This is a genomic window from Mariniflexile maritimum (assembly GCF_009746565.1).
In the GTDB taxonomy this organism is placed as follows: domain Bacteria; phylum Bacteroidota; class Bacteroidia; order Flavobacteriales; family Flavobacteriaceae; genus Mariniflexile; species Mariniflexile maritimum.
Genome location: NZ_WRPN01000003.1, coordinates 358976 through 384097, shown reverse-complemented (window position 1 = coordinate 384097; position 25122 = coordinate 358976). Strand labels below are relative to the sequence as shown.

Genomic DNA, 25122 nt, shown 5'->3' with positions numbered 1-25122 from the left:
TAACGCGTTTTGGCTGAAGAATTAGATAACATACAATTTGAGTTGACCGATGAGTTAATAAATCGGGTAGAGCGCCATATTGAATTAAAGGAAGATAAGGCACTCCACAAACTTTTAATGGAGTTCCATTACGCCGATATTGCTGAAATTTTAGACGAACTGAACTTAGATGACGCCATGTACGTCATCAAACTTTTAGATTCTGATACCACGGCCGATATCATCATGGAACTTGATGAAGACAGTCGGGAAAAAGTATTAAAAAACCTTTCTTCCAAAGAAATTGCCGATGAAATTGGCGAATTGGATACCGATGATGCTGCCGACATCATTTCAGAACTGCCCGAAGAACGCCAACTAGAGGTTATCTCTCATATTGAGGATGAAGACCATAAAGCCGAAATAAAGGAACTGCTTGCCTACCACGAAGATACTGCGGGAGGGCTTATGGCCAAAGAGTTGGTTAAGGTTTACGACACCTGGACGGTTGCCGGGTGCCTAAGGCGCATTCGTGGGCAAGCCAAAGAGGTAACACGGGTACATTCCATATACGTGGTCGATAAAAAAGATAAACTCGTAGGGCGTTTATCGCTAAAAGACCTAATTGTTGCCAAAAGCGACCAAAAAATAGCCGATATTTATATTTCCAATGTAGATAGCGTGAATGTGCACGACGACGCCGAAGATGTTGTAAAAATCATGCAGAAATACGACTTGGAGGCCATTCCGGTAGTGGACAACAACCAGAAACTCCTGGGCCGCATTACCATCGACGACATTGTGGACGTGATGAAGGAAGAGGCCGAAAAAGACTACCAACTAGCCGCAGGTATCACCAGCGATGTAGAGGCCGACGATAGCATTTGGGTACTCACCAAAGCCCGTTTGCCCTGGCTTTTAATAGGTATGTTTGGAGGTATTGGCGCCGCCACCATCATCACCAATTTTCAATCGGTTTTAAACAATTACAAAATACTGTTAAGTTTTGTGCCATTAATACAGGCCACCGCCGGAAACGTGGGTGTACAATCCTCCGCAATTGTAGTGCAAGGTCTGGCAAACGACACCATAAAGGGCGAAATCCTAAAACGGCTGTTCAAGGAATTTATACTCGGTTTGGTAAACGGCATCGCCATAGCATTGGTAGTACTTGTAATAAGCCACTTTTTCTTCCATACGCCCTATTTGGTATCTGCCACCATAGGCATCGCGCTAATCACGGTTATCATCATAGCCGCTTTAATAGGCACGTTCATCCCTATATTTTTGGACAAGCGTGGTATCGATCCCGCAGTGGCCACAGGGCCTTTTATAACCACAAGCAACGATATTTTTGGTATTTTGCTTTACTTTGTTATTGCAAAATTAATTTTAGGGTTTTAAATAATTTGGGCGTTACCCTTTGGGTCGCGCTTTCCGTTGCAATCTTTTGCAAAAGCAAAAGGATTTCCACTACAATCGCTAACGCAAAACTTAGTAAATTTGTAATCTGTTAACAATTAAGATAGCTCACAAATCAACGCAACCCAAGTGCCTTATCAAATGAAAATACTTCACCTAGATATCAATCATCAACTTCTTATAAATCAACTCAACGATTTGGGCTTTACCAACCATGAAGATTATACCTCATCAAAAGAAGCCATCGAAGCAAAAATACACGATTACCAAGGCATCATTTTACGAAGCCGGTTTACCATCGATAAACAATTTCTGGATGCTGCAAAAAACCTTAAATTTATTGGGCGTGTTGGTGCTGGACTTGAAAACATTGACTGCGATTATGCCGAAAAACAGGGCATCCTATTAATCGCAGCGCCCGAAGGTAACCGTAATGCGGTGGGCGAACATGCTTTGGGCATGCTACTTTCCTTATTCAACAAACTTAATAAAGCCGATAATGAAGTAAGAACAGGCAAATGGTTGCGCGAAGCCAATCGAGGTATTGAATTGGATGGACGAACGGTGGGCATAATCGGTTACGGCAACATGGGTAAAGCATTTGCAAAAAAACTGCGTGGTTTTAACGTTGAGGTGCTGTGTTATGATATTAAAAAAAATGTAGCCGATGAAAATGCAAAGCAAGTATCATTAAAAGAATTTCAGGATCGGGTAGAGGTAGTAAGCTTGCACACGCCACAAACACCATTAACGCTGAATATGGTACATACAGAATTTATAAACCAATTTAAAAAGCCATTTTGGTTAATAAACACCGCTCGCGGAAAAAGCGTAGTAACCCAAGATTTGGTTACGGCATTAAAATCCGGTAAAATTTTAGGTGCTGGTTTAGATGTTTTAGAATATGAAAAAGCTTCGTTTGAAGATATGTTTACTACCACCATGCCCCCAGCATTTCAATACTTAATACAGGCTGAGAATGTGTTGTTAACCCCGCACATTGCAGGTTGGACTATGGAAAGCAAAGAAAAATTGGCACAAACGATTGTCGATAAAATAAAAAAAAGTTTTACGTGAGTTTAGTGAGTGTTATGTTTTTTTGAACACCCCTATAATCCCCTCAAGGGGATATTTGTTCACGTTTGGTTACTGTGCTTTGGGTAATTGACATTATTTATTTTTAATACTTTCGCAAAAAGCTTCATTGTTTGGGTTGCCCTCCTTGAGGATACTTGAGGGGTGCTTTCTTGATATAAAATGATTGAATTGTTTTGTTCACATTTGGTAACTGTGTTTTAAGTAACCGAAGCGGTTTTGAGAGTTAAAGTTCAATACTTTCGCAAAAAGCTTCATTGTTTGGATTGTCCCCTCTAGGGAATATTTGTTCACGTTTGGTTACTGTGTTTTAAGTAACCGAAGCGGTTTTGAGAGTTAAAGTTCAATACTTTCACAAAAACTACATTGTTGGGTTGTCCCCTTGAGGGGACTTGAGGGGTGTTTTCTTGATATGAAAGGATTGAACTGTTTTGTTCACGTTTGGTTACTGTGTTTTAAGTAACCGAAACTGTTTTGAGATTTAAAGTTCAATACTTTCGCAAAAGGTTCATTGTTTGGTTTGTCCCCTCGAGGGGACTTTAGGGGTGTTTACACTATATTTTATTTAAGTAATTCCTTAACCGTTTCATCAACAACCAATAAAACACTGAACATATTTTTCTTAACATCTTCATTAGAAAACCGCAAAAACTTCACGCCATAAGCTTCCAATTCCCCCTGTCTTTTGGCATCGTACAAAACACTATGGTCATGGCTTGCACCATCAATTTCAATGGCTAGACCGATTTCATGGCAATAAAAATCCACAATGTAATGAAGCATGGGTACTTGTCTATGAAACTGCACACCATAAGCACGTTGTTTTATGTTTTGCCATAACAACACTTCGGGCAGTGAACTGTTTTTTCGTAACTGGCGAGCCAACAATTTAAGTTCGGGATTGTATGGTATTATTTTGTTTCTCATAAAGTGTTGCTTTACACCCCTATAATCCCCTCAAGGGGATATTTGTTCACGTTTGGTTACTGTGCTTTGGGTAATTGACATTATTTATTTTCAATACTTTCGCAAAAAGCTTCATTGTTTGGATTGTCCCCTCAAGGGGATATTTGTTCACGTTTGGTTACTGTGCTTTGGGTAATTGACATTATTTATTTTCAATACTTTCGCAAAAACATCATTGTTTGGTTTGTCCCCTCGAAGGGGCTTGAGGGGGGTTTTCTAATTGCAGGTTCTTTAATGCGCCTCCAGCCAATCATTGCCAACGCCTAAATCAACCACCAAAGGTACCTCTAGTGTATATGCTTTTTCCATTTCGGTCTTAACAAGTATTTTAATAGTTTCCAGTTCGGGTTTGTAAACATCAAAAACAAGTTCGTCATGTACTTGCAAAAGCATTTTTGATTTAAAGTTTCCCGATTGCAGTTTTTCATAAATGCGAATCATGGCAATTTTAATTATATCAGCAGCACTTCCCTGAATGGGCGCGTTTACAGCATTGCGTTCGGCAGCACCGCGTACTACGGCGTTTCTGGAATTAATATCGTTTAAATACCTGCGACGCCCCAAAACCGTTTGTACATAGCCGTTTTCGCGCGCAAAACCAATTTGTTCGTTGATGTAATTTCGGAGTTTAGGATAGGTGGCATAATAGGTGTCTATCAATTCTTTAGATTCACTTCGCGATAAATCGGTTTGATTGCTTAATCCGAATGCTGAAACGCCATATATAATTCCGAAATTTACTGTTTTGGCATTGCTTCGTTGTTCGCGCGTAACCTTTTCAAGAGGCACATTAAAGACTTTTGATGCGGTTGATGCATGAATGTCTTCACCATTTTTAAAGGCGTTTATCATGTTCTCTTCTTCACTTAAGGCCGCAATGATACGAAGTTCTATTTGTGAATAATCGGCAGCCAACAGCACATAATCTTCGTTTCGAGGTATAAATGCTTTTCGTACTTGGCGCCCGCGTTCGGTACGGATAGGGATGTTTTGCAAATTGGGGTTATTGCTGCTTAAACGCCCCGTAGCGGCAACGGTTTGCATGTAATCTGTATGGACTCTTCCGGTTGAGGGTTCTACTTGTGTTGGTAGCGCATCAACATAGGTGCTTTTTAATTTTGATAGCCCTCTGTAATCTAAAATATGCTGGATAATGGCATGGTCTTTTGCCAAGTAGCTCAAAATTTCCTCGCCCGTGGCGTACTGTCCGGTTTTGGTTTTTTTTGGTTTGTCAATCAACTTCAGCTTATCAAATAATATGTCGCCCAACTGTTTTGGCGATGCAATATTGAAAGTTTCTCCAGCTTCAGCATAAATTCTTGTTTCTAAAGCTTTTATGTCGCTTTCAAGTTGGCCGGATAATGAGTTTAAGAATTTTTCATCCAAATTTATTCCTTCCAGTTCCATGGCGGCCAACACGCGAAGTAACGGAATTTCAATATCGTCAAACAGTTTTTGGGTATTGGCCTCGCCTAGTTCTTTTTCAAAATGTTGTTTAAGTTGCAGGGTAATATCGGCATCCTCAACGGCGTATTCGGTTTGTGCTTCCAACGGTACATCGCGCATGGTTTGTTGGTTTTTGCCTTTTTTGCCAATAAGTTGTTCAATTGAAATGGGCGAATAATTCAAGTACGTTTCAGCCAATACGTCCATATTATGGCGCATATCGGGGTTAATTAAGTAATGCGCCAACATGGTATCGAACAATTTGCCCGTAACCTGTATGTTATATTTTGCCAATACTTTAATATCGTATTTTAAGTTCTGGCCAATTTTTTCAATGGCTTCATTTTCAAAAAATGGGCGTAATTGTTCAATAAGTTTTTGGGCCTCATCTTGGTTTTCAGGAAATGGCAAATAGAAACCTTTGCCGGCTTCCCATGAAAAGGCAATGCCAACCAATTGGGCCGTTAAAGGGTTTATACTGGTGGTTTCGGTATCAAAGCATACGCTGTTTTGCTTCATTAAATTTTTAACGAACAGGGTCGTTGCCATGCCCGAAGCGACACTTTGGTAAAAGTGCGATGTGGTATCGGCTGTTTTTCGTAAAAATGTGTGCTCTGTTGGCGCTTCCGCGGAAGTTATATCAGCTCCAAACAATGAGAACTGTCCAGCTCCGGCATGCCCCTTTTGTGCTTCGGAAGTTTTTCCCGCAGCGGGAGTTTTAGCACCTTCGGATGAAGCGTTTTCGGTGTGATTTGTTGAGGAAGGAGTTTCAACTTCCACAGAAAACGTTTTTTCAAAATTAGCGAGCAATTGCCTGAATTCCAGCTCCATGAAAATTTCGGTAACTTTAGGTAGGTCGGGTTGGTCCAGTTCAAAATCTTTTGCATGAAAAACAACCGGAACATCCAACATGATGGTAGCCAGTTTTTTTGATAGGATGCCAAGTTCTTTATTGGCCTCAATGTTTTCTCTCATTTTGCCCTTTAGCTCGTGGGTGTTTGCCAACAGGTTTTCCATACTGCCATATTCAGCTAAAAGCTTTTTCGCTGTTTTTTCACCAACACCGGGCAACCCAGGGATGTTGTCGGATGAATCGCCCATCATTCCTAAAAAATCAATAACCTGCAAGGGGTTTTCTACTTCAAATTTTGCTTTCACCTCGGGGATGCCCCAAGTTTCGTAACCGCCGCCAAAAACAGGACGGTACATAAAAATATTTTCAGAAACCAATTGGGCAAAATCCTTATCGGGCGTTACCATAAAGGTTTTATAGCCTTCTTTTTCGGCTTGTTTGGAAAGTGTTCCAATTACATCATCAGCTTCATAACCATCCTTAACCATAATGGGTATGTGCATGGCTTTTAAAATATCCTGTATATACGGAATGGCAATTTTTATGGCTTCGGGTGTGGCGTCTCGGTTGGCTTTGTAGGCTTCAAACATTTCTACGCGGTCGGTACTGCCGCCTTTATCAAAACAAACCGCTAAATGGTCGGGGCGCTCGCGTTTTATAACGTCCAAAAGGGAATTCATAAACCCCATGATGGCCGAGGTATCCAGCCCTTTTGAATTGATTCTGGGGTTTTTTATAAAGGCATAGTACCCACGGAAAATAAGGGCATAGGCATCAACTAAAAATAGACGTTTTTGTTCAGGCATCGTATGTGTTTTGATAGAATCCCAAAACTACAAAAACTATTTTTGATTTAAAGGCTACAACTTACCTTTGATGAAATCTTTAGCTTCATGGCGAAACTTCAATGAAAACCTTTAACAGTTCCATAAGAAAATAGGAAGTCAAAATGAGTAACTTTACAAGCTAATTTGAAATTTTATGTTGCGTTGGATTGTATTCCTGTTCATTTTTGCCATTATTGATATTTATGCCTTTCAAGCCTTTAAAACGGTAACAAAAAACAATTGGCTTTTTTTAGTGTACTGGCTTATTACGGTATTGGTTATTGGCAATTTTATAAATAACTATTATGGTTTTGATAGGAGTAAAGGCTTTACGCATGCCAATGCTTACGCTGCGGGGTTTTTTATCGCTCTGTTGGTTCCAAAATTGGTGTTGGTGGTAGGCATGCTTGCTGAAGATGTATTTAGGCTGCCATTGGCATTGTACCGATATATAACAGAAGGTTCTGCCGCTAAAGGGCCCTATTTGCCGTCGCGCAGGCAGTTTATTAGCCAAATAGCATTGGGTATTGCAGCCATTCCGTTGGCGTCTGTTATTTATGGGATATACAAAGGGAGATACAATTTTAAAGTGCTTAACTACACGCTTCATTTTGAAGATTTGCCCGCTGCCTTTGATGGTTATAGGATTACACAGATAAGCGACATACATTCTGGAAGTTTTGATGATGTAGAAAAGGTTTCGTACGCCATTAATTTAATAAACGAACAACAAAGCGATGTGATTCTTTTTACGGGCGATATGGTAAACAATAAAGCCGAAGAATTACTCCCCTATATGCACATTTTCGATAAATTGAAGGCTAAAGATGGTAAATTTTCCATTTTAGGAAATCATGATTATGGCGATTATGTTACTTGGGAATCGGAGGAAGCAAAGCACCAAAACCTAGAAAGTTTAAAGGCTCTTGAGAAAAAATTAGGTTTCGATTTACTTTTAAACGAAAGTCGGTTTATTGAAAAAAACGGCGAGCGCATCGCCTTAATTGGTGTTGAAAACTGGGGCATTGGCGGCTTTAAACAAGCAGGCGATTTAAAATTGGCTGCTTCAAAAATAGAAAAAAACGATTTTAAAATACTCATGAGCCACGACCCAACGCATTGGGAAAAGCAAGTTTTGAAGGACGATTATCACTATCATTTAACCTTAAGTGGCCATACCCATGGCATGCAATTTGGCATCGAAATACCCGGATGGATTAAATGGAGCCCCATAAAATGGCGTTATAGATATTGGGCAGGCATTTATAACGTTATGGGCGAATATATTAATGTAAACCGCGGTTTTGGATATTTGGCTTTTCCAGGACGTGTTGGCATCTGGCCAGAAATAACCGTAATTGAGCTAAAAAAAGGGAAAGCTACCGTTTAATTTTTTTATGCTTATATGTTAAATAAATTGCTTATTTTTATTGTAATACATTATAAATACGGCAAATATTGCTATTTTCAAAAAATTGCTTAGGTTTGTATAAGTACATTTGACTAATAAACACTAAAATATGTCAAAATTTGGGGAACTTATTGATGTTGAAATTCCGGTTCTGTTAGATTTTTTTACCGAATGGAACGACCAATCAACTGCGATGCATGTCGTGCTAAGGGATGTTGCCGCTGCACTTGGCGATAAGGCCAAAGTGATTAAAATTGATGTTGAAAAAAACCAAGAGCTTGCCGAAGCGTTGCGGGTTAAAGCGTTGCCTACTTTAATTATCTATAAAGATGGCGAAATGAAATGGCGCCAAAGCGGCGAACAAGATGCCAATACACTTATTGGGATCATTCAGCAATATGTTTAAGTTCTTGTAGTGTTCTCTTTTTATTCTTAAAATCACCATCAATTTTTAAGCTTTTACCTTTTTTATGGCGGTAAAGGCCTTGTCAACAAATTCATCTTCTACCAAAATAGTAAACTCGTTCGTGGTAGATATTACTTCGTAAAGCACGATGCCTTCCCAAGCCAATCGCTTAAAAAACTGATAGTATAAACCCGCTATTTTCGAATTGTCCTGCGGCAGGTTAACACTTATGGCCGATAAACCATCTTGAATGGCAAGAAAGCTTTCATTTTTTAAATTCTCTTTAATGAATTCATTTAAACTGCTGGAAATAATAATGTTGCTTTCATGGATACCGCGAGTAAAGGTGTAAAACAATTTAGATTCTTGATTGATTCTGTCTAAAATTTTAGCATGGTTGTCTATAATGGTTTCCGAATTTTTAATGGTAAAATCGGTTAGGTTCGAGCGTACGGTAATATCGCCAAGATTCTGCATAAATTTTTTCATTTTCACCGAATTGGTTAGCGCTGGCGGCGGATTGTATCGCCTTAAAGCCATCATAATAGCACCTGGTTTTACCTCCTTTTTCAACATGTTGCTAATGGGTTCGGTTAGCTCGATGGCCAAAGCACTAAAGTTTATAATGTTCCTGGAAAGTGCTTCTTCCAAATAGGGTTGTGTAATTAAAATGTCTTCAACACAGTTTGATACGGTTTTCATGTGTAAATTTATTATTTCTAAAGAATTTGTTTTTTGCACCACGAGCAGGTTCGGCAACATTCAGCCTATTTTATTTTATCAATAAAAATTTCAACCTAAAGCACGTGTTAACTATTTAACAATATGTGCAAAAATAGGTATATTTTTTAATAAATATCTTTTTTAGTGAAAGGAGTTATAGTTTAGCGCATTAATTATCACGATTATATTGTTAAAAATAAATTAATTACATACATGAAAGTATTAAAGTTTGGAGGCACTTCCGTGGGGTCGGTTGAAAATATAGCGAACGTAAAAACAATTATTAACGATGGCGAAAAAAAGGTAGTGGTGCTCTCGGCCATGTCTGGAACCACCAATCAATTAGTGGCAATATCCAACCATATTGCAAATAAAGAGTTTGTTGAAGCCATTGAAAAAGTAAATAAGCTGCACGACACGTATGTTGTTGTAATTGATAACCTTTTATCGCATGCTGTTTTAAACAAAGAGGTTAAAACCTATGTTTCGGGTATTTTCAATGTTTTGGTTGAAAGTATCAACAAGCCCTATTCCGTTCAATTGGAAAATGAAATAGTGGCACAGGGCGAACTGCTTTCAACCTATATGGTAACTAGTTATTTGAATCAAGAAGGTGTAAAGGCTTCCTTATTGCCTGCACTGGAATTTATGCGAATTGATGAACATAAAGACCCAGACTTAAACTATATAAAAGCACATTTTAAAAGCACATTTGATAAGGCCGAAGATGCTGAGATTTACATCACGCAAGGCTTTATTTGTTTGGACGACAAAGGGAAAATATCAAATTTGCAACGTGGTGGAAGCGATTTTACCGCAACCATTATTGGTGCTGCCATACATGCTGAAGAAGTGCAAATTTGGACCGATATAGATGGCATGCACAACAACGATCCGCGTTATGTTGAAAACACGAGGCCCATTTCAAACCTTTCCTTTGATGAAGCTGCAGAATTGGCCTATTTTGGGGCAAAGATCCTGCATCCGCAAACCGTAACGCCAGTGAGGTCGCTTAACATACCGGTACGATTGAAAAACACCATGAATCCCGAGGCTTACGGCACCTTAATTAACAACGACCATTCTGAAACGGGCGTTAAGGCCATGGCGGCTAAAGATGGCATTACGGCCATTAAAATAAAATCGGGCCGAATGTTGCAGGCCCACGGTTTTTTAAGAAAGGTGTTTGAAATATTTGAAGTTTATGAAACGGCCATCGATATGATTACCACTTCGGAAGTTGCCGTGTCGCTAACCATTGACGATGATAAAAATTTGGATAAAATTTTAGCCGAACTTGAAAAATTCGCCACCATTGAAGTAGATAAAAACCAAAGCATTATTTGCTTAGTTGGGCACTCGGTGGTGAACCATCAAGAAACCTACAAGTTGTTCCAAATATTACAGGATGTAAAAATTAGGATGATTTCCTACGGTGGAAGCAATAACAACATTTCGTTATTGGTCGATACCAAAAATAAAATCAATACGCTGCAAAAACTAAACGATTATTTATTTGAATTAGTCACTCTGTAAACTACAATATTTTAGTTTTGAAAGCATGGAGAGCCGTTAATTTAGCGGCTCTTTTTTATGCTCAAATTATATTTTAAAACCCTTTCAGCGTTTTAAACGCTGAAAGGGATGCTTAAAAGTGTTGTTTTTATTGGTGTATCAAGAATTCATTAAATCCTCAATTTCTTCAGCTTCAATAGGAATGTTACGCATTAAGTTAAAGGGTTCTCCCGTTTTTTGGATTACCACATCATCTTCCAACCGAATACCAAACCCTTCTTTTGGGATATAAATACCTGGCTCCACGGTAAAAACCATGTTGGGTTGCATGGGTTCGGTTAAAATTCCGTAATCATGCGTGTCCAACCCCATGTGGTGGCTGGTACCATGCATAAAATATTTTTTGTAGGCGGGCCAGTCGGGGTTTTCGTTTTGTACATCGGCCTTGTCCAAAAGTTTTAAATCAAGCAATTCCGAAGTCATTAATTTGCCAACTTCCACATGGTACGATGCCCAATCGGTACCCGGAACGAGCATTTTAGTGGCTTCAATCTTAACGCGGTTTACCGCATTGTAAACCTCTTTTTGGCGTTTGGTAAAGGTGCCAGAAACGGGGATGGTACGTGTGAGATCACTTGAATAATTGGCATATTCTGCGCCTACGTCCAATAAAATTAAATCGCCAGCCTTACATTGCTTGTTGTTTTCTATGTAGTGCAGCACATTGGCGTTATTTCCTGAAGCGATGATGGGGGTATATGCAAATTTTTTAGAGCGGTTGCGCAAAAATTCGTGCATAAATTCGGCTTCAATTTCATATTCCCAAACCCCGGGCTTTACAAAGTTCAAAATACGCCGGAACCCTTTTTCGGTAATAGTGCAGGCCTGTTGTATCAGGTCTATTTCAATTTGGTTTTTTACAGAGCGCAAGCGTTGTAAAATAGGGGCGCTTTTGGCAACACTATGGGCGGGATACTTTGCTAAAAGCCATTTGGTAAAGCGGTCTTCGCGGGTTTCGGTTTCAACATTTGCCCTGTAATGTTCGTTGGTGTTAATATAAACCGTATGGCACTGCGTCATAAGTTCAAACATTATTTTTTCCATTTCCTTAAGCCAATAAACCGTTTTAACGCCACTGGTTTCAAAAGCAGCTTCCTTGGTAAGTTTTTCGCCTTCCCAAACTGCAATATGGTCGTTGGTTTCTTTTAAAAACAATATTTCGCGGTGTTTTTCCTTGGGGCAATCGGGGAATAGTACCAGAATACTTTCTTCTTGGTCAACACCGCTCAAATAAAAAATATCCCGATGTTGTTCAAAAGGCATGGTACTATCGGCACTAATGGGGTAAATGTCGTTTGAGTTAAATACTGCCAGACTGTGCGGTTGCATTTTGGCGACAAAGTTTTTTCTGTTTTCAATAAAAAGCGATGGGTTTATGGGATGATATTTCATGGATAAATTTTGATTTTTTTTAACGATTTGTTTCAGTTTAAGGCCAATATGCATGATGCGTGTAGTAGCAATAACAATTGGCCAGTGTAGTGCTGTGTAACGATTAATGATGCTAAAAGTAACAAAACTAAATAAAACCTGTACAATTTTTTACTATATTTGAAGTTATCCACTGCCAGATTATTAATTTAAAATTAGTGATTTATGAAAAAAATTACAATAGAAGTCGTTGTTGTTGTGTTATCGTTTGTGATAGGTTTATCTAATTTGAATGCACAAGATTTACTTAGAAAGGTTTCGTTGGAAAAACAAATTGAAAACTCAAGTTTGGTTGTTGAAGGGAAGGTTATTTCAAAAAAATCGTTTTGGGATGCGGAAAATAAACACATTTATACCGCTAATACTATTGAAGTTTATAAGGTTTTTAAAGGAGAGCCGGTAGCCACCATTGAGGTTATTACACCGGGTGGTACCGTGGGTTTGTTTGCCGAAAGGGTAACACCAAGTTTAAATTTACATACCGATGCTGTTGGGGTTTTTACCTTGTACCCTAGCAACGTTCAAATGAAAGCTTCAGATAAATCGGGAGTGAAACAATTTAAGCCTTATGGGTCTTCACAAGGATTTTATAAGTATAGTCTCCATGAAAATGTGGCGGCCAATGTGTTCAATAAAAAACAAGGGATAAGTGCTTCCTTTTATGATGAAATTAGAAGTTACACAAAAAGCAAGTATATCGAGCTCTCAAATTTTGATGCGCAAGCAACCTATTCAAAAGCGTCGCAAAGCAAAGCAACACTGGCCCCGAGTGGCATAACGTTTAGCCCAACAACTATTACGGCGGGAACCAAATCGATACTTACCATAAATGGCACCGGTTTTGGAACCACAAAAGGCAAGGTGTCTTTTCGGAATGCGGATGATGGCGGCGCAACGTTTATTGATGCATTGAGTACCCAACTACTTACTTGGAACAACACCCAAATTACGGTTGAAGTCCCTTCGGAAGCTGGTACGGGCCCAGTTATGGTAACCGATGCAGCGCCTTCTCCTGCAAGCGATGTTTCTGCTAGTAATTTAACCATTTCGTACTCCGAAATTAACGTGGTTCAAAATGGAGGGAATTTAGCTTATCGTGTGCAACATGTAAATGATAATGGTTCAGGAGGTTATACTTTTCAATTGTTTACCGATTTTAATAATAATACGGCTGCAAAAGCGGCCTTTACAAGGGCACATGATAGCTGGAGGTGCCAAACAGGAATTAATTGGACAATAGGTGCCACAACATCCATAGATGTAGCGGCATCTGATGGAACAAATGTTATTAGATTTGATAATGGCGCGGAATTAGATCCTACTGAATTGGGCAGAACCTCCTATTATTACAGTGGTTGTGGTACAGCACCCAATATAAATTGGTATGTTACAGAAATGGATTTTGTTTTTGACGATACCACCGATTGGAATTTTGGTCCAGCACCAACACCAGCCGTCATTGGCAAATATGATTTTGAAAGTGTGGCACTTCACGAATTGGGCCATGGGCATCAATTAGGCCATGTGATAGACGATAATGATGTGATGAACTATGCACTTCAGTTTGCTTTGGACCGCCGTGTGTTGGGCACCAGCAATATCACCGTCGCAAGTGCAATACAGACTAGAAGTACATCAATAAATCCATGCCCCGCTCCGCCTTTTAACACAACAGTTATGACCAACCACCCCTGTTATTTAAGCGTAGAGGAAGCAGCCTTAAACGAAGCCATCAACATTTATCCAAACCCTACAAAAGGCCAGTTCAATGTTCAAAATACTTCCTTGATAAATTTGGAAAAAGTGGTTGTTTATGATGTTAGCGGTAGGCTAATCTTAAAAACAGATATGTTGAACGCCCCACGAATTAAAACGGTTAATTTACTGGGTGCATCGCGGGGGATGTATTTTGTTAGTATTTATTCAGACAAAGCCATGATTACAAAAAAAATAATTCTGGAATAAATTTTTAAAATAAGTATAAAAGGGTGTTTCAAAAAAACGCCCTTTTCTTTGCAAAACAAAATTCTTTAAAACCATTCTAAATAGCAAAAACATGACATTTGTTAGTTGGTTAAAACTTTAACCTAGCGTACCTTTGCACACAAATAAATAAACACATTAAAATGGGCGGATTTTTTAATTCTTCAGTAGGAAGAAAGGTTGCCATGGCACTTTCAGCATTTTTCCTCATGTTTTTTTTAATAATACATTTAGCGGTCAATATCACCTCGTTGTTTAGTGCCAATCTATTTAATGAGATGTCCCATTTTATGGGAACCAACCCATTAGTTCAATTTGCATTACAACCCGTTTTGATTTTGGGGGTTGTGTTCCATTTTGTAATGGGATTTGTATTAGAGATAAAAAATAAAAGCGCACGAAAAATAGCGTATGTTAAAAATAATGGTGCAGCCAATTCTACCTGGATGAGCAGGAACATGATTTACAGTGGGCTGGTTGTTTTAGCCTTTTTAGGATTGCACTTTGCCGATTTTTGGCTTCCGGAATTAAATTATAAATACATAGCGTTTAACCCAGAGGAGCCTACCCGTTATTTCCATGAACTGCAAGAAAAATTTGTGCCCGTATGGCGCGTTGCAGCTTATGTTGCGGCCTTTATTTTGTTAGGGCTTCACCTAGCACACGGTTTTGCCTCGGCTTTTCAATCTATGGGCGCCTCAACCATCAGGAAAAAAACATTACAAACTTTTGGAAAGGCTTACGCGATTATCATTCCGTTAGGATTTATAATCATTGCACTTTTCCATCATTTTAATCACCATTAATCTCAGATATATGGCATTAGATTCAAAAATACCACATGGTCCCATTCAAAATAAATGGACAGATTATAAAAATCATATCAACCTTGTAAACCCTGCAAACAAACGTCATATCGACGTTATTGTGGTTGGTACAGGGTTGGCAGGCGGTTCTGCTGCTGCAACACTAGCGGAACTTGGCTATAATGTAAAAGCCTTCGCTTACCAAGATTCGCCTCGTCGTGCTCACTCCATTGCGGCACAAGGTGGTATTAATGCTGCCAAAAACTATATGGGCGATGGCGATTCAACGTACCGATTGTTTTACGATACCGTAAAGGGTGGCGATTACCGGTCGCGCGAAGCGAACGTTTATCGTTTGGCAGAAGTATCGGGGGCCATTATCGACCAATGTGTGGCGCAAGGTGTTCCTTTTGCACGCGATTACGGCGGGTTGTTGGACAACCGTTCGTTTGGTGGCGTATTGGTTTCAAGAACGTTTTATGCCAAAGGGCAAACAGGCCAGCAACTATTATTGGGCGCTTATTCGGCCATGAACCGACAAATTGCACGTGGTAAAATAGAAATGTTCAACCGCCACGAAATGCTCGATGTGGTTAAAATTGGCGGGAAAGCACGCGGTATTATTGCACGTAATTTAATTACCGGAGAAATTGAACGCCATTCGGCACACGCCGTTGTTATTGCTACGGGCGGTTACGGAAATGTTTATTTCCTTTCAACCAATGCCATGGGCAGCAACGCCACGGCCGCTTGGAAAATACATAAAAAAGGTGCGTATTTCGCTAATCCGTGCTTTACGCAAATACATCCCACCTGTATTCCGCGTTCGGGTGATTATCAATCAAAATTAACCTTGATGTCGGAATCGTTGCGAAATGATGGCCGTATCTGGGTGCCAGCAAGAATAGAAGATGCCAAGGCAATACAACAAAGAAAGCTGAAACCCACCGAAATTCCTGAAGAAAACAGGGATTATTTCCTAGAGCGTCGCTACCCGGCATTTGGGAATTTAGTACCCCGCGATGTGGCCTCAAGAGCCGCTAAAGAACGTTGTGATGCAGGTTTTGGCGTGAACGCAACAGGTGAGGCAGTGTATCTTGATTTTGCATCGGCCATAGAGCGATATGGTAAAATACAAGCTAAAATCCATAATATTGAAAATCCTTCCAAAGAAAAAATATACGAGTTAGGGCAGGCTATTGTTGAGGAAAAATACGGAAACTTATTCCAAATGTATGAGAAAATCGTTGATGAAAACCCATACAAAACACCCATGATGATTTACCCGGCAACCCATTACACCATGGGCGGGATATGGGTAGATTATAATTTAATGACCACCGTCGATGGTTTGTATTGCATAGGCGAAGCAAACTTTTCAGACCACGGCGCAAACCGGTTGGGGGCTTCCGCTTTAATGCAAGGATTGGCAGATGGCTATTTTATATTGCCTTATACCATAGGCGATTATTTGGCAAATGAAATAAGAACCGGTAAAATTCCAACCAATACCCCAGAATTTGATGAGGCCGAAAAAGAGGTGACCGATAGAATCAACCATTTCTTAAACAACAAGGGCACAAAATCTGTTGATCATTTCCACAAGCGTCTTGGAAAAGTAATGTGGGACAAAGTAGGAATGGCACGAAATGAAAAAGGACTGAAAGAAGCCATGGCCGAAATTAAACAAATTCGTGAAGAATTCTGGAGAGATGTAAAAGTGCCAGGTTCTGCTTACGAAATGAACCCCGAGTTGGAAAAAGCAGGACGTGTAGCCGACTTTTTAGAACTGGGTGAACTTTTCGCAAAAGATGCCTTAATGCGTGAAGAATCATGTGGCGGGCACTTTAGGGAAGAATCGGTTGAAATGGACGGCGAACAAAAAGGAGAAGCAAAACGCAACGACGCTGAATATGCTTTTGTAGCAGCTTGGGAATATAAAGGCGAACCAGCCGATGCCGTACTGCATAAAGAACAACTAGAGTTTAAGGATATTGAGTTGAAGCAGCGTTCTTATAAATAGTTATTGGTTATTAAGTTATTTAGATGAATAATTTTAAGTCTTTTGAAGAGTTAGAGTGTTGGAAAGAAGCAAGAAACTTAAGGTTATTTATAAAAAACAATATAATCACTAAAATACCAAGTTCAGAGAAATTTGTTTTAATTGATCAAATTAAACGTTCATCCCGTTCTGTATGTAATAATATTTCTGAAGGCTATGGTAGATACCATTTTCAAGAGAACATTCAGTTTTGCAGAATAGCTAGAGGTTCTCTTTTTGAAACTTTAGACCATGCAATCATAGCATTAGATGAAGGTTATATTTTAGAAGAAGATTTAAAAGAATTAAGAGTAATACATAATAAAACATTGTTGATTCTTAATGGATACATTAAGTACTTAATGGGCCAAAAAGATAAATAAGCACTAGTATTAACTAAATAACTTATTTACTTAATAACTCTATCAACAACCTAATAACTTAAATAAATGGATTTAACGTTGAAAATATGGCGCCAGAAGAGCGCTACCGACAAAGGCAAGATGGTCGATTATAAAGTTACGGATATTTCAGAGCACATGTCCTTTTTGGAAATGATGGATGTTTTGAACGAACAGCTTGTAAACAAGGGGGAAGAACCCATTGCTTTTGATCACGATTGTCGCGAAGGTATTTGCGGTATGTGCTCAATGTATATCAATGGTGAAGCTCATGGCCCCGATAGAGGCGTTACCACCTGTCAATTGCACATGCGCATGTTTAAAGATGGCGATACCATTACCATCGAACCATTTAGGGCCGCTGCATTTCCCGTAATCAAGGACTTGGTGGTCGATAGAATGGCCTTTGAGCGTATTCAGCAAGCGGGAGGTTATATTTCGGTAAACACATCTGGAAATACCCAAGATGCCAACGCAACGCCTATTTCAAAGCACGCTGCCGATGAATCGATGGATGCAGCATCCTGTATAGGCTGTGGTGCCTGTGTGGCTACCTGCAAAAATTCTTCTGCGATGTTGTTCGTAAGTGCCAAAGTTTCGCAATATGCGCTGTTGCCCCAAGGGCAAGTTGAAGCGGCCGATCGTGTAAGGAACATGGTGGCACAAATGGATTTGGAAGGTTTTGGAAACTGCACCAACACCGGAGCTTGCGAAATTGAGTGTCCAAAAGGCATTTCTTTGGATAACATTGCACGCATGAACAGAGAACTAATGAAAGCCGCTGTATTAAAATAATTTCCTTTTTATCGATAATACTAAAAACCTAGGCCTCGGCTTGGGTTTTTTATTTAGATTTACCCACTAATTTTATTATAAATGCGCAAAAACATCTATTTTGTTGTACTCATCTGTTTCTGGGGCTTTCAGAACCAAGCACAAATTGCTATTCCTAAAAATAATGGGTTTAATGAAACGGAATTGCTCCATCATATCAAAACCCTATCATCCGATGCTTTTGAAGGCAGAAGAACAGGAACCAAAGGCGGGGTAAAAGCTGTAAATTATATTGTTGACCATTTCAAAATACTGCAAGTTTTACCATTAGTTCCTAATTATACCCAACCATTTGCATTTTCAAGCGAAGGCAAGCATTTTAATGGAACGAATGTATTAGGGCTCATTAAAGGAACATCCTTTCCCGAAAAATACATCGTTATAACCGCCCATCACGACCATGAAGGCATTAAAAACGGACAGATTTACAACGGTGCCGATGATGATGCGTCGGGGGTTAGCGCCCTATTTGCCTTTGCGGAATTCTTTAAAAACCATGCGCCCAAACACTCGGTTATTCTAGCTGCTTTTGATGCTGAAGAACTGGGGCTGGAAGGCTCGAAATATTATTTAGGTCGTCCCATAGTGCCACTAAACCAAATCAAGGTTAATTTGAATATGGATATGATAAGCAGGAGTGATGAAAAAGAACTTTTTGTAGTGGGTACGATACACAACAAATGGCTGAAAGACCTCATAATAAGTAATAAATATTCAAACAAAATAAAGCTTTTAACAGGGCACGATGAAGGCAATTGGGAAGAGAACTGGACCCACGCCTCAGACCATGCATCATTTCACAAAAAAGGTATTCCGTTTTTATATTTTGGGGTTGAAGACCACAAAGATTACCACGAACCCACCGATGATTATGAGAACATCCAACCGGAATTCTATAAAGAAGCTGTTAAAGTTATCATGGCGGTTTTCCAAAAAATGGATGCCTTACAACTTTAACAGCCTTTAATTTTTAATGGGAATGGTCGCTCTCGCTTTCATTAAGCAGCATGTAACCTCCTTGTACCAAAATATTTTTATCTATTAAATCGTTTGTGTTCAATATACTGGCATACGTTTCGGTTTGTGTCCCCAAGTTTATTTTAACTTTTTTAAAATGGTAGCCATCTTTTTTCTTTTCATTTAAAACCAGTACAAAATAATCGCCATTTGTCTCTAAAATGGCATCTTTTGGTAAGGCCAAACTTGCCGTAGCTTCTGTAATAATAGCGGCTTCAACATACATGCCTACCACAAAATTGGTTTCATCTTCATTTAAAATATGGGCGTGTACTTTTACGGTTCTATTGGTTTCATCAATGGTGGTGCCCACCAAGTGTACTTCGGCCTCAAAGGTTTTTTGGGAAGCTTCAGGAATTTTAAATTGAATTTTTTGTCCTTTTTTAACATTTAAAATATCCTTTTCAAAAACCGATAGCTCTATATGGATATGGTTGGTATCAACAATTTCCATAATGACATCGGAAGCTGAGACGTACGCACCACTGCTAACGTTGATTTTGGTTACAAAACCATCGATAGGAGAAAACACATTGATGGTTGAGCTTATTTGGCCTTGTTCAACCGAAGCGGGACTTATATGGATCATATTCAGTTTTTTTCGTAAACCGTGGTACTGCGCCAAACTACTTTTGTAGGTACTTTCGGCTTTTAAAAAGTTTTTTTGCGAACTTATTTTTTCATCAAATAAGGTTTTCTGGCGTGTGAATTCAGATTTCAAGTAATTAAGTTGTTCGGCAATTTCTAAATATTGCTGTTGGATTTCCACAAATTCCGGATTTTCAAGAGTTACCAAAAGTTGCCCCTTTTTCACTTTGTCGCCAACAAGCAACGGGGTTTTTGTTATGTAACCGCCCATAAATGTACTTACCGAAGCTTTGTTGTGCGGCGGCACATCAATCATGCCACTTGTTTTAATGGTTTCATTAAAAGTGTGCATTTCAAGTGTTCCCATCTGCATGTTTTCACTGGTAAATTGCGATTGTGTGATGGTTATGTCGTTGCTGTTCGGTGCCGTTTCAGCAGTCGTTTCATTGTTTTTTTCTGAATTTCCGCAAGCAACCAAGGCAAGCAAAAATAGGAAGCTAGGTATATATTTCATGGTGTTTCGTTTATAATGTTAGATAATTGATGGCGATAACCGTTTGGTTATAGGCATTGATGTTGTTTAAATAAGTCAATTCAATTTCGGTAGCGGTTTCAATGCTTTGTATGTACTGAAAAAAATCGATTTCACCTTCTTTAAATGTGCGTTCGGCTGTTTTTATAATTTCTTCGGAAAGCGTTTTGCCTTGCGTTTCGTAGTAGGTGATGGCTTCATCATGCTGTTGAAGTTTCGCCATTAACGTTTGATATTCAACATTCAATTTTAGCTTAAAATCTTGTTTTTCGGCTTCCGCAACTTCTTCGGCAATTCTAGTCGCTTTTATTTTTGAAGCATTTCCGCTAAAAAACAACGGGATTTTTACACCAAATTGATACCCAATAACATTGCTGTTTAAAGTGCTGTTGGTGCCTTGGAAATATTCCACGCTTAAATCGGGCAACAGGTTTTGCTTTTCTTGTTGGTATAAGGCTTTGTACAGGGCTTTTGAGTTGTCGAAATATTGAAGTCCTGCATTATTGGCCAATGAAATGGTTTGTAATTCAAGTTTTCTCATAGGTTCGGCATTGGTTGAGATACTATCAACTTGTACCAGTTTTTTCAGTTGCTCACTTGCCAAAATAACATCTTGTTGTGCCTGTTTAAAAATGGTTTCAAGTTGTTTTTGTTTTGATTTTGCACTAATCATTTCCAGATAGTTGGTTTCGCCCAATTCAAATCGACGCTCTGAGGCAATCGCAAAATTTTGGAACAGGCTATCTAAAAACTTATAGGTTTTAGCTTTGTTTTCGGCATAATTTAACTGGTAATACGCTAGTGCCACGTCGCGTTTTAAAGTTTCTAGCCTAATAGTATAACCCGATTTTTGAAGCTGGTATCTGGCCTTGTTCACTTTTTTATCGGCAAAATATACGGTTGGAAACTTGAAGTCCTGCGATACACCAAAAATCTTTAAAGGCAAACCGTTTACAGCTAGATTGTTTTCATCGTACTGATAGTAAACGGCCGTTTTATCGAAATTAAACGCACTACCAATTAATGCTTTTGCTTCATCGGTTTTTAATGAAGATGCTTTTAAATGCGCATTGTTTTCAATAGCTAAATTTATAGCTTCATCAACCGTAAAAGGCTTGTTCTGTGCCTGTATTTGTAAAGTGGACAATACGATAATAATAGGTAGTATGGTTTTTTTGTTCATTTTTTTATCTTTTTTTTCTTCAAACCATGCATATAAAATGGGTAATACAATAAGCGTTAAAAACGTTGCCGATACCAAACCGCCAATAACAACGGTTGCTAAAGGGCGTTGCACTTCTGCGCCTGCATTGGTTGAAATGGCCATGGGCAAAAACCCTAAAGCGGCGGCGGCGGCGGTTAACAAAACGGGGCGTAAACGTTCGGCAGTGCCTTTTTTTATAAGTTCTTCAATGTTGGTCATGCCTTCTTTTTTTAGTTCTTTAAAATGTTCAATTAAAACAATGCCATTTAGAACGGCAATACCAAAAAGCGCAATAAAACCAACGCCTGCGGAAATGCTAAAGGGCATATCGCGAAGCCACAACAGCCAAATGCCACCAACGGCAGAAAGTGGTATGGCAGAGTAAACCATGAACGCTTCCTTTATGGAACCAAAGGCAAAATGCAATAAGATGAATATAAGGATGAGAGCAACGGGCACTGCAATTAGTAAACGGGCCTTGGCACTTTGCAGGTTTTCAAATTGCCCACCGTAGGTAATTGTATAACCCACGGGAAGCTTCACTTTGGCTTCAATGATGCTTCTAACATCATCGACAACCGATTGTAAATCGCGGTTCCTAACGTTTATGCCCACCACGATGCGTCGTCTGGTATCATCCCTGGAAATTTTGGCTGGCCCTGTGGTGTATTTTATTTCGGCCAATTCACTCAACGGGATTTTTACACCATTTGGGGTATCCACATATAAATTTTGAATATTCTCAATGGTGTTGCGGTGTGCAGTATCTAAGCGAATGGCAATGTCGAACCGTTTTTCACCTTCAAAAACAGTGCCTATGGTGGTGCCTGCAAACCCCATGGAAATGAGTTGGTTAACATCTGAAATATTTAAACCATAACGGGCAATTTTACTGCGGTTGTAGGTTACGCTCATTTGCGGCAAACCTTCAACCTTTTCAATAATGATATCCGAAGCACCTTCAACCTGTTGGATAAGCATTTTAATTTCATTGGCTTTGTTCGCCAAAACCGATAGGTCGTCGCCAAAAATTTTAATGGCAACATCGGCCCTAACACCCGTAATCAGTTCATTAAAACGCATTTCGATGGGCTGGGTAAATTCAACTTCCATCCCAGGGATAATGGCGAGTGCTTCCTTGAATTTATCGGCCAGTTCATCTTTACTTTCCGCAGAAACCCATTCTTTCTTAGGTTTTAATTTGATGATCACATCACTTTCTTCCATGCTCATGGGGTCGGTGGGCACTTCGGCTGCGCCAATTCTGCTCACCACTTGGTCCACTTCAGGAAAATTATCCAAAAGTATTTTTTCGATTTTTGTGGTAATTTCAATGGTTTTTCCCAAAGAGGTGCCGGTTTTTAAAACGGGTTGTATCACAAAATCGCCTTCATCTAAAGTCGGCACAAATTCACCGCCCATGGTGGTAAAAAGCCAAAAGCTAAAAGCCAATAGAACACCTGCTAACGAAACTACTATTTTTTTGTGCTCTAATGCCCAATGGATGGTAGGCTTGTAAAGTTTATTTAATGATGCCATTAACCTAACCGAAATGTTTTTATTACTTTGAACATTTGGTTTTAAAAATAGGGAAGAAATTACAGGGACATAGGTTAAACAAAGAATCATGGCGCCAATAAGTGCAAAACTGAAGGTTAGTGCCATGGGCTTAAACATTTTGCCCTCTACGCCGCTTAACGATAAAATAGGGATGAAAACAATGAGAATGATGAGTTGCCCAAAAATGGCGGAATTCATCATTTTTGAAGCACTTTTGTGCGTAATCGTATCAATAGCAAGTTGCTGGTCGGTTTGGGAAAGTGCCTTTATTTTTGAACTTTGCGAGGTTATTTGAAAGGCAATAAACTCGACAATGATAACCGCGCCATCGATGATAATGCCAAAATCTATCGCGCCAAGACTCATCAAATTTGCATCAATCCCAAAAATTTTCATCAACGAAATAGCAAACAGCAAGCACAACGGAATAACCGATGCCACCACCAAGCCCGAGCGTAAATTTCCTAATAGCAAAACCACAACAAAAATAACGATGAGCGACCCCAGGATCAAGTTTTCGGCAACGGTAAAGGTTGTTTTGCCAATAAGTTCGCTGCGTTCTAAAAATCCGTTAATGTAAACGCCCTCTGGCAATGAACTTTCTATGGAAGCGACACGTTCTTTAACCGCATCAATCACTTTTTTGGAATTGCCGTCTTTCAGCATCATCACTTGCCCCAGTACCTTTTCGCCTTCACCATTACCGGTAATAGCACCAAAACGGGTCGCACTTCCAAAGCCTACTTTGGCAACGTCTTTGATGTAAATGGGCAACCCCTCGTTTTTTATAACAATGTTTTCAATGTCCTGTAACGAGGTTACCAAACCTTCGCCACGAATAAAAAAGGCTTTGTTGGTTTTTTCAATATAACCGCCACCTGCAATACTGTTGTTTTTTTCCAAGGCATTGAAAACCGCCAGGTAATCAATGTTCATGGCTTTTAGTTTTTCAGGATTTATGGCAACTTCATACTGTTTTAAATAACCGCCCCAAGTATTCACTTCAACTACACCGGGAATTCCTGAAAGTTGACGTTTTACTACCCAGTCTTGGATGGTGCGCAGTTCGGTAACCGAATAACGGTGTTTATATTCGGGTTTTACATCTAAAATATATTGGTAAATTTCGCCAAGTCCGGTAGTTATGGGGCCCATTTCTGGGGAACCAAAGCCTTCAGGGATTTTTTCGGAAGCCGATTTTATTTTTTCAGCAATCAATTGTCGGGGAAGATAGGTTCCCAGTTTATCCTGAAAAACAATGGTAACCACCGAGAGGCCGAATTTAGAAACCGACCGAATTTCTTCAACACCCGGAAGATTTGCCATTTCCAATTCCACAGGATACGTGATGAATTGTTCCACATCCTGCGTTGATAAATTTCTTGAGGTGGTAATTACCTGTACTTGGTTGTTGGTAATATCGGGTACGGCACCAATAGGGATTTGGGTTAGCGACAGTATGCCAAAACCAATAATGGAGGCCGTAAACAAAAGGATAACCAGCTTATTTTTTAAGCTGAATTTGATGATGTACTCTAACATAATTCATTTTAATAGGAATTAATAAATGCTATCGAAAATGGGTGTTTAAGATAGGTTTAAAAAAATATTGAAATAGAATTATGCTATTTTGGGCGGTTGGAAAAAGGAAGGTTTTTCGAAATTTGAAAATGGTTCTTTATAAAAAAAGTTGGTTGGGTTTTCTATAAATTCTTGATGGTAAACGGTATATATTAAGTGTGGCGTAAGGATAAAAGAGACATTAAGGTGGCAAAGCATGTGGTTATGGTCCTTAAATGGTAAATGGTCATGCCCATCATGGGTATGCTCATGGGTAACCATTTTACTGCCATAGTGTTCTGAAAGGAAATCGAGAAAACTATCGCCATAGGTTATTTTGTGGTATTTGGCATGTTCCCATAGCGCACCAAGTCTTGAAAAGTCTTCAAGATTGATGTTGAAACTGTTGAAAAGTATCAAAAAAGAATATATTACAACAATAATTTTACTCATACCAAGGCA

The 25122-nt window shown here is 39.3% G+C and carries 18 protein-coding genes; 11 read left to right on the top strand and 7 right to left on the bottom strand.

Going from position 1 to position 25122, the window contains the following annotated elements:
- Positions 1–9 precede the first annotated feature (9 nt).
- Positions 10–1383: a magnesium transporter gene (mgtE, locus tag GQO80_RS06950; protein WP_157207612.1), complete on the top strand. Its 1374-nt coding sequence runs from the start codon at positions 10–12 to the stop codon at positions 1381–1383.
- Positions 1384–1542: 159 nt separating this feature from the next.
- Complete coding sequence (locus tag GQO80_RS06945; protein ID WP_157207611.1) at positions 1543–2478, top strand: 2-hydroxyacid dehydrogenase; 936 nt, start codon at positions 1543–1545, stop codon at positions 2476–2478.
- Between the two features lie 579 nt (positions 2479–3057).
- On the opposite strand, the gene GQO80_RS06940 is transcribed toward GQO80_RS06945, so the two are convergent.
- Positions 3058–3423, bottom strand: coding sequence for an endonuclease domain-containing protein (locus GQO80_RS06940; protein WP_157207610.1), 366 nt, complete (start codon positions 3421–3423; stop codon positions 3058–3060).
- 270 nt (positions 3424–3693) lie between these two features.
- Positions 3694–6567 carry a DNA polymerase I gene (polA, locus tag GQO80_RS06935; protein WP_157207609.1) on the bottom strand — a complete coding sequence of 958 codons (2874 nt, stop codon included), beginning with the start codon at positions 6565–6567 and terminating at the stop codon, positions 3694–3696.
- Between the two features lie 175 nt (positions 6568–6742).
- On the opposite strand from polA, the gene GQO80_RS06930 reads away from it, so the two are divergent.
- Both GQO80_RS06930 and GQO80_RS06925 read left to right on the top strand, forming a co-directional pair.
- On the top strand, positions 6743–7978 hold the full coding sequence (locus tag GQO80_RS06930) for a metallophosphoesterase (protein ID WP_157207608.1): 1236 nt from the start codon (positions 6743–6745) through the stop codon (positions 7976–7978).
- A gap of 130 nt (positions 7979–8108) precedes the next feature.
- The gene (locus GQO80_RS06925; protein WP_157207607.1) at positions 8109–8405 is read left to right on the top strand and encodes a thioredoxin family protein; all 297 of its coding nucleotides are present in this window, start codon (positions 8109–8111) and stop codon (positions 8403–8405) included.
- 45 nt (positions 8406–8450) lie between these two features.
- On the opposite strand, the gene GQO80_RS06920 is transcribed toward GQO80_RS06925, so the two are convergent.
- Complete coding sequence (locus GQO80_RS06920) at positions 8451–9107, bottom strand: hypothetical protein (RefSeq protein ID WP_157207606.1); 657 nt, start codon at positions 9105–9107, stop codon at positions 8451–8453.
- Positions 9108–9341: 234 nt separating this feature from the next.
- Between GQO80_RS06920 and GQO80_RS06915 the strand changes: the two genes are divergently transcribed.
- On the top strand, positions 9342–10664 hold the full coding sequence (locus GQO80_RS06915; RefSeq protein WP_157207605.1) for an aspartate kinase: 1323 nt from the start codon (positions 9342–9344) through the stop codon (positions 10662–10664).
- A gap of 138 nt (positions 10665–10802) precedes the next feature.
- Here the strand turns inward: GQO80_RS06915 and GQO80_RS06910 are convergent, their stop codons facing one another.
- Positions 10803–12095, bottom strand: coding sequence for an aminopeptidase P family protein (locus tag GQO80_RS06910; RefSeq protein ID WP_157207604.1), 1293 nt, complete (start codon positions 12093–12095; stop codon positions 10803–10805).
- A gap of 204 nt (positions 12096–12299) precedes the next feature.
- Between GQO80_RS06910 and GQO80_RS06905 the strand changes: the two genes are divergently transcribed.
- The 6 genes from GQO80_RS06905 (at position 12300) to GQO80_RS06880 (ending at position 19156) form a co-directional block, all read left to right on the top strand.
- The gene (locus GQO80_RS06905; protein WP_157207603.1) at positions 12300–14099 is read left to right on the top strand and encodes a T9SS type A sorting domain-containing protein; all 1800 of its coding nucleotides are present in this window, start codon (positions 12300–12302) and stop codon (positions 14097–14099) included.
- Positions 14100–14260: 161 nt separating this feature from the next.
- Positions 14261–14923 carry a succinate dehydrogenase cytochrome b subunit gene (locus GQO80_RS06900; RefSeq protein ID WP_157207602.1) on the top strand — a complete coding sequence of 221 codons (663 nt, stop codon included), beginning with the start codon at positions 14261–14263 and terminating at the stop codon, positions 14921–14923.
- Positions 14924–14933: 10 nt separating this feature from the next.
- Positions 14934–16946: a fumarate reductase/succinate dehydrogenase flavoprotein subunit gene (locus GQO80_RS06895; RefSeq protein WP_157207601.1), complete on the top strand. Its 2013-nt coding sequence runs from the start codon at positions 14934–14936 to the stop codon at positions 16944–16946.
- 23 nt (positions 16947–16969) lie between these two features.
- Positions 16970–17347, top strand: a complete 378-nt coding sequence (locus tag GQO80_RS06890; RefSeq protein WP_157207600.1) for a four helix bundle protein — start codon at positions 16970–16972, stop codon at positions 17345–17347.
- A gap of 66 nt (positions 17348–17413) precedes the next feature.
- Positions 17414–18160, top strand: coding sequence for a succinate dehydrogenase/fumarate reductase iron-sulfur subunit (locus GQO80_RS06885; RefSeq protein WP_157207599.1), 747 nt, complete (start codon positions 17414–17416; stop codon positions 18158–18160).
- An 81-nt stretch (positions 18161–18241) separates the two neighbouring features.
- A complete protein-coding gene (locus GQO80_RS06880; RefSeq protein WP_157207598.1) occupies positions 18242–19156 on the top strand; it encodes a M28 family peptidase in 915 nt (304 codons plus the stop codon).
- Positions 19157–19169: 13 nt separating this feature from the next.
- Here GQO80_RS06880 and GQO80_RS06875 read toward each other — a convergent pair whose 3' ends face one another.
- From GQO80_RS06875 to GQO80_RS06865, 3 genes are all read right to left on the bottom strand, one after another.
- Entirely contained in the window at positions 19170–20318 is a 1149-nt protein-coding gene (locus GQO80_RS06875) for an efflux RND transporter periplasmic adaptor subunit (RefSeq protein WP_157207597.1), read from the bottom strand.
- Between the two features lie 10 nt (positions 20319–20328).
- The gene (locus GQO80_RS06870; protein WP_157207596.1) at positions 20329–24642 is read right to left on the bottom strand and encodes a CusA/CzcA family heavy metal efflux RND transporter; all 4314 of its coding nucleotides are present in this window, start codon (positions 24640–24642) and stop codon (positions 20329–20331) included.
- A gap of 78 nt (positions 24643–24720) precedes the next feature.
- Positions 24721–25113: a hypothetical protein gene (locus GQO80_RS06865; protein WP_157207595.1), complete on the bottom strand. Its 393-nt coding sequence runs from the start codon at positions 25111–25113 to the stop codon at positions 24721–24723.
- Positions 25114–25122: the final 9 nt, after the last annotated feature.